This is a genomic window from Oleiphilus sp. HI0086 (assembly GCF_001635225.1).
The window spans coordinates 1-6,889 of sequence record NZ_LWFZ01000091.1 but is presented as its reverse complement, the minus strand read 5'-3'; the positions used below and the strand labels follow the sequence as shown (position 1 = coordinate 6,889).

Annotated in this window: 2 protein-coding genes and 2 pseudogenes; 2 read left to right on the top strand and 2 right to left on the bottom strand. The window is 45.4% G+C overall.

The annotated features are described in order from the left end of the window. Positions 1 to 191: 191 nt before the first annotated feature. Positions 192 to 479 (top strand): annotated as a pseudogene (locus A3756_RS29135) (helix-turn-helix domain-containing protein); the annotation flags it as partial. Here A3756_RS29135 and A3756_RS29130 read toward each other — a convergent pair. Further along, positions 448 to 1,710: a LuxR C-terminal-related transcriptional regulator gene (locus A3756_RS29130; protein WP_368664557.1), complete on the bottom strand. Its 1,263-nt coding sequence runs from the start codon at positions 1,708 to 1,710 to the stop codon at positions 448 to 450. The pseudogene A3756_RS29135 and the gene A3756_RS29130 overlap by 32 nt on opposite strands. Positions 1,711 to 3,600: 1,890 nt before the next feature. On the opposite strand from A3756_RS29130, the gene A3756_RS01355 reads away from it, so the two are divergent. After that, positions 3,601 to 6,357 (top strand): peroxidase family protein, encoded by a 2,757-nt coding sequence (locus tag A3756_RS01355; protein WP_068513569.1) that lies wholly within the window; start codon positions 3,601 to 3,603, stop codon positions 6,355 to 6,357. Positions 6,358 to 6,563: 206 nt separating this feature from the next. Here the strand turns inward: A3756_RS01355 and A3756_RS26990 are convergent. Beyond that, positions 6,564 to 6,889, bottom strand: a pseudogene (locus tag A3756_RS26990) (hypothetical protein); the annotation flags it as partial.

Below are 6,889 nucleotides of genomic sequence, written 5' to 3'. Positions count from 1 at the left end.
TGGTATTGCTTTATCAACGACCAAATGGCATTTAAAGAATATCTACAGCAAGCTAGGCGTTGAAAACCGAAGCGCTGCTCTGGCCTTGGCACATAAAACACAGCCAGCATAATCCTTAAAATGAGCAAGGATCGGGTCGCAACGCCTTGCCGTCTTCTCTTATACTGACTTATCACCAAGCTCTTCAGTTTATGAGATTTCAGGAAGGCACCATGACACGGTTTGACGAACAGCACCGCCATTACCAGATAGTCGCTCAAGCGATCACTTTTCTTGACGCTAAACAGGGTCAGCAACCCAGTTTAAGAGCGGTATCCGAATATGTTGGCTTGAGTGAGTTTCACCTGCAGCGTGTGTTTACTCAATGGGCGGGGGTATCACCCAAGCAGTTCTTACAATTTCTGACCAAGCAAAAAGCCAAAGCTTTACTTAAGCAACACTCTGTCTCTAATTCCGCTTACAACAGCGGCTTAAGCGGGAGTGGCCGACTTCACGATCTGATGGTTCAGTGTAAAAGCGTGACACCTGGCGAATATAAAAGTGGTGGCCAAGGCGTTCAAATAGACTATGGCTTTCACCCCTCTCCCTTCGGTTTTCAACGCCTAGCTTGCTGTAGATATTCTTTAAATGCCATTTGGTCGTTGATAAAGCAATACCAGACTGTTTACTAATCTCCGCGTTACTTAGGCCAGTGGATAGAAGCTCAAATATTTCGAGTTCCTTGTCGGTCAGCAGGTGAGCTGGTTGAATCAGGTCTTGGAACTTATCACCAGCTGCTACCAAGGTATGAAAAATATCGGTAAAAATGGTGGGCAGGGCCACTCTGGATTCATTAACCGCTTGCTGGAAGAGCAGTTCCAGCCCAGGAGCTTCATCAAATACACTGCGGGAAAAACAGACCAAACCATAACGGCTAATGAGGCGCTTAACCAGACTGATCGCCGCATCAGTGTTACCCTGCCTAAAGGCAATCATGGCGATATTGCAGCGTGCTATCAATACTCGTGAGGTGATATTGTTCCGGTCTAGCAACTGGGCGATATCTTCGAGCAAGTCGCTTGCTTGTTTAAAGCGACCTTTAGATATCAAAAAATATACGGCAGCCAGTGCACCTCTTTCCCGGTGCTCTTCATATTGCCCGGATTTCTGCCAAACTCCTTTATTGATGAACTCATCTAAGTGGTACTTTTCGAAAATGTGCTTACAAACTGAGAAAGAACCGCTACGAAACGCCTGGCGCATTTTTTCGTGAACTACTTGGCTATTAAAGCGCTGATAGTCACCTAAAGATAAAATACGCTCAAGTTGGTCAAGTAAGCGGCTTGCTTTGGACGATTGGTCTTTTATATGAAAAACCCGGGAGCTATATAGATAAACCGTCGCTACTTCTTCCGTTGCGCAGGAGTGGTTAACTAGTGGGATTAATTGCGTGCTCAATTCCAGTGACTTATCCAGCTGATTTTGCTCATATTCTACTACCATCATACCGGTCGCCAGGTTTGCCCATAGCGGGTTTCTGTCACCATGTTTAATAGGCAGAAACACTTCGTTCATCAGTTGAATAGCCTCGACACCCCTGCCTAAATATCGGTCACATAAAATGATGACTAAGCTGGCAAAGCTTTCGAAGAAGTGATGCTGATTCTGGTTCAGGATACTTTTACCCTCATTTGCCAGCCGAAAAGCAGAACTCAAGTTTCCGCTGCACATCAGGGCATAGGCCTCCAGTACCTTTACAAAGCCGAGGATCTCTTGAGGCGCCTCTGCAAGGTTCTTGGCATATTGCGGATCGGGAGCCAGAACTTCCGAGTCACTTTGAAAGAGTTTGAGTAGATAATGAAAGAACTGGTAATGAGCTTTTAGCGTGCCGGAGCCCGCAGTATAGCCGAGCTTAAGTCTCTCGAGGAAATATCCGGCTTGATTGAAGCGTCGGGTAAATGATAAAGCATAAAGTTGATTGATCAGTAATTCAGGGTGCTGTGTAAAGTCTTCACTTGATAAGTTACTTAGGCTGTCTGTGACTCGTTCAAGCTCTCCTTGTTTTATCCAGCCCGCGCAAGCATCTTCTAGAATCTTGAAGTAGAAGCTTTGCTCGGAAGATTGTCTAGCGTGATAGATCGCGCTGTCGAGATCCTTATGCTCAAGGAAGTATTTGGCGACAAGGAAGTGTAAGTGCTTGATATGTTCGGGGCCTTCTTCAATTTCCAGGCGTTTTAGTAAGAAGTCCTGTAGCAACGGGTGGTAACGATACCACCCAGCATTATTAGGCTCTGGCGAAAGAAACAGCTCTTGCATAGTGATTTCTTCAAGACTGGCCGCCGAGTAGTCGATATTCAGTACATTTTCACAAAGATCCTGATTGAAAGATTTGCAAATAGCTGTCGATAGTACAAAGCGTTTAGCGCTAGGAGTGAGCTTATTAAGGACTTCGTGACCAAAATAATTCAGTAATTCGGGCTGACTACCGCTAAAGCTATCTAGTGCAGATTCTCCAACTTTGTCGTAGGCAAGTAGTGCTAGTTTTGTACCGACGAACCAGCCTTCTGTTTGGTCGAGCAAGGTATTGACTCTATTGGGCTGTAGGCTGGAACCGCCAATGGTTTGATTTAATGCGAGCAGGTTTGTTTCATCTAGTTTTAAATCATTGCCATCTATCAACAATACAGATTCTTGCAGCTTTAGTTTTGCAATCGAAAATTGGGGGTGTCGTCTAGATGATAAAACAAATGTGACATGCTTCGGTAATTGGCTGATTAAGCGTTCTAGCGTCTTATGAATATGACTGGCTTTTATGTGGTGAAAGTCATCAAAGACAATCGCTAATGGATGATCAATTTGTGTTAGGGCTTCAATGAAAACCTCAATGATTTGCTCGGGCTTTACTTCGGAGTCATCTTTAAAAAGGTTAAAAAATGAAGCATCCCATAGCGGCGCGATATTTTTCAGGGACTCAAATATTAACGCAAATAATGCGTTGCCCTCATTAAGCTTTGGGGAGGTCTGGAATTGCAAGGTCTGACATTCAGTATGAATGGATTTTTGCCGAGTTACCCATTGATCCAGCAAAACACTCTTTCCGGAACCGGGTGGTGCCACCATGAGAACAAGAGGGTAGCCTAGCCCCTTATCCAATAGTGCTATTAGATCATCTCGCTTGATATGAGTATTCATAGTGCCACCGCTCGTCCTGATTCCTTGTTATTGTTCTGACTCTATATGGCATACATGCGTCTACTAATTAAGACTGCATTATGTCCTTTTCGATCTCAATAGCGCTTTTAAATATTGTGAAATACCACTATTCAAAGTGTGAAATAGGCCATGTTTTATGACTTTTGCTGTAATTGTCGGTAATTTATCTATTAACGTTTGAACTCAGGCTGAAACAGGCTTAAGAGATCGAGTGTACCTTGATTTTTGTATCTCCCCATCCTTTAGGAGGGTGTTAAAGTTTTAACACTATCCTTACCCTGCCGGTTACTTGACAAAAGTTGTCCTCTTTTCCTCAAGCAGGGGTCGAGCGTATCCCCCAATATGCACCTGCTTAGGGAAAGGGTTTTTTGTCAAAGAAAACAAAAATAATGGACGGAGAGACGACACATGATTATTAACTCGGTATGGGTAACCTGGCCGGCCCTGGTCAAATACGGCACACTCGGTGTAGCAGGCGCTGCACTAATAATTGGCTTGGAACGAGGTGAGCTGCTCGAGAACAATATGATCTCGACAGAAGACTTTGAACTAGCAAACGAAGGTATTGTCTGTGATGAGCGAAGCCACACCGCTCGAACAGAAGATGGTACCTGTAATATTCTGGAGAACCCGTCAGAAGGTTCTGTCCATATGCGCTTTGGACGAAACGTCGAGCTTCAAGCCGCCTTTGGTGAAACGGAAGACGGTACCTTGTTGAGCCCTAACCCGCGTGAAGTCAGTAACTCGCTGATGAAGCGTGAGCAATTTAAGCCCGCCACCAGCGTTAACTTTATTGCGGCGTCATGGATTCAATTCATGGTTCACGATTGGGTGAGCCACGGCCCTAATGCGACCGATAACGATATCGAAGTGCCTCTACCATCAGGTGACCCTTTAGGTACGGGTGTTATGTCTGTACAACGTACAACTGCTGATCCGGATCGTAGCGTTGAAGACGATGCTTACTTGCCAGCGACTTACCGTAACCACAATACTCACTGGTGGGATGGCTCACAGCTTTACGGCAGCAACAAAGAAACCAATGATTCTGTTCGTTCATTTGAAGATGGTAAGCTCGCTATTGAAAGTGATGGTACTTTGCCAACAGACTTCTGGAGTGGCGTGCCGGTTACTGGCTTTAGTGACAACTGGTGGCTAGGTCTTAGCATGATGCACCAGCTATTCACCTTGGAGCATAACGCTATTGCTGACAAGCTGAAGGAAAACTATCCAAACGCGACAGATCAGTGGCTATTTGATAAGTCCCGCTTGATCAACTCTGCCTTGATGGCGAAGATTCACACAGTTGAATGGACGCCTGCAATTATCGCCAACCCTGCATTAGAGTTGTCGATGGAAGCAAACTGGTGGGGTATCGCGCGTAATCCTGAAACACGTGATTTGATCCAAAATGTGACGGACGATATCAAAGGTCCTAATTCCTGGCTCATTAACACCATCGCATTATTTGATCCTGAAAAAGCTGAACAGTTAAGCACGCCAGGCGCAATTGACCATATCCTTGGTGGTTTGGTTGGCCAAAGCAAACCAAATAACTATGATGTTCCTTATGTACTGACTGAGGAATTCGTTGCGGTTTATCGTATGCACCCATTACTACGTGATGCGGTAGATATCTACGATATCGGTTCAAATGTTGTTTCTGAGCGTATCAATATTGAAGACACGCGTGATGGCGATGCAGAAGATATTCTCGATAATCAGGGCGGCGATCGTCTATGGTACTCCTTCGGCATTACTCACCCAGGTTCCTTGACGCTAAACAACTATCCTGAGTTTTTGCGTAACCTTTCAATGCCGTTAATTGGCGATATTGACTTGGCAACAATCGATATTATTCGTGACCGTGAGCGTGGTGTACCACGTTACAACGAATTCCGTCGCCAGATTGGTTTGAATCCGATTACCAAGTTTGAGGATTTAACTGAAGACCCTACAACTTTGGCTGAATTGAAGCGTGTTTATAACAATGACATTGAGCAGATCGATGCTTTGGTGGGTCAGCTAGCTGAAACAGTGCGTCCTGATGGCTTTGCCTTTGGTGAGACGGCTTTCCAGGTCTTTATCCTGAATGCTTCTCGTCGTTTGATGACAGACCGTTTCTATACTGAAAGCTATACACCTGAAGTGTACACGCAAGAAGGTATCGACTGGGTAGAAAATAACACCATGGTTGACGTGATTCGTCGTCACTTCCCCGAGCTAGAGTTAAGCTTAACGGGTGTAGATAATGCCTTTAAACCATGGGGTTTGAAGATTCCAGATAACTACAAAGAGTGGTCAGCTTGTGATAAAGAGCAGCTCTTATGGACGAACGGTGCAATGCGTACTGAATATGATGCAGGAGAGCGTCCAGGGTTAACTGATATCGATATTGGTGGCCTGATTAATACGGTACTTTGGGAAAAAGTAAATCGTAAGGACGATGTCGCGCCACTCGGTTATGAAAAGCCAATCCATGCTCACGCAGCTATGGCGACCACTACTTTTGAACCTGCTTCTGGCCACCCTTATACAGGTGTCTTCAAAGGTGCAGAGTGTGGCTTATTGCGCCTGTCAGTCACGGGTGACCCAAATGACCGTGGCTTTGCTCCAGGCTTAGCATGGAAAGTGTTCGTTGACGGTAGAAACTCACGCAATGTCTCGGCGTTATACACCTTATCAGGCCAAGGTGGTAACCATGATTTCTTTGCAAATGAGTTGTCGCAGTACGTTGACAAGGAAGTGAACGAAACTTTGGGTACCACAGCCTTGTTCTCACTAGTTTCGACTAAGCCAACCACGCTTTCTGTAGAGAAGATGGCGAAGGTTCGCGCAGATGGCACCAAAGAAAGCAGCGTTGTTACGCCGACGCAGGTTTACTTTGTTCCGCGCCCAGAAGTGAAGGGCTTGTTCTCAAGTGCTTCTCATGACTTCCGTGACGACTTGGAAAGCTTACCAGAAGGTACGCCTATCTATGACGTCTACGCAACGAGCGAGAAAATTCGCACTTCTATCTTCCCGTATTTTCATAAGAAGTATGCGAAATCTCGTCGTGATAGTGCTAAGAAAGTTGGTACGATTCGCCTAAGTTCTGAGTTTATCAGCTCGGCCTTTGGTGACGGTGGTGTTTTCTTCAACCACCAGCGTGTAGAGGATCAATAAGTAAGGATTTCAACTTAGCCTAACCCTTGTATTTATCAATCTGTACTTTGGTAAATAACATATTGGCTGTTCTAGAGCAGGAGGATCAGTCAAAATGAAGGGAGTTGTGCCCCGGAGTCTTTCGAGACTTCGGGGCTTTTTTTATACTTCTAGTCTGAGAAGCCCTACTGAAGGAGGGGAGTGCTTGGTTGGTCTGACGCTGTCACCTACCACTTTGCAGTGGCCAGTAATTGAGTTAATGCCTGCAGACCTTTGCCTTTATTGCTGAGTTTCCATGCCATAAAGCATTCATGATTATTTACCTTAGCAAGCTTAAGCTCCTTCAGCTTGCCACTCTCAATGGCTTGGTGAATACGTTTTCGCGGCAAGTGACCAATACCTATACCTGCTAATATGGCTTCGACCTTTTGATCCATGGTTTGTACATAAAAGGTTTTCCCTGCATCTGTGAGCCCGGCGCTGCGCGACACCTCCAGTATTGAGGTGTCATGGGTAACAACGCGTCTTAACTTAGGCAGTATTTCGGTGAGCC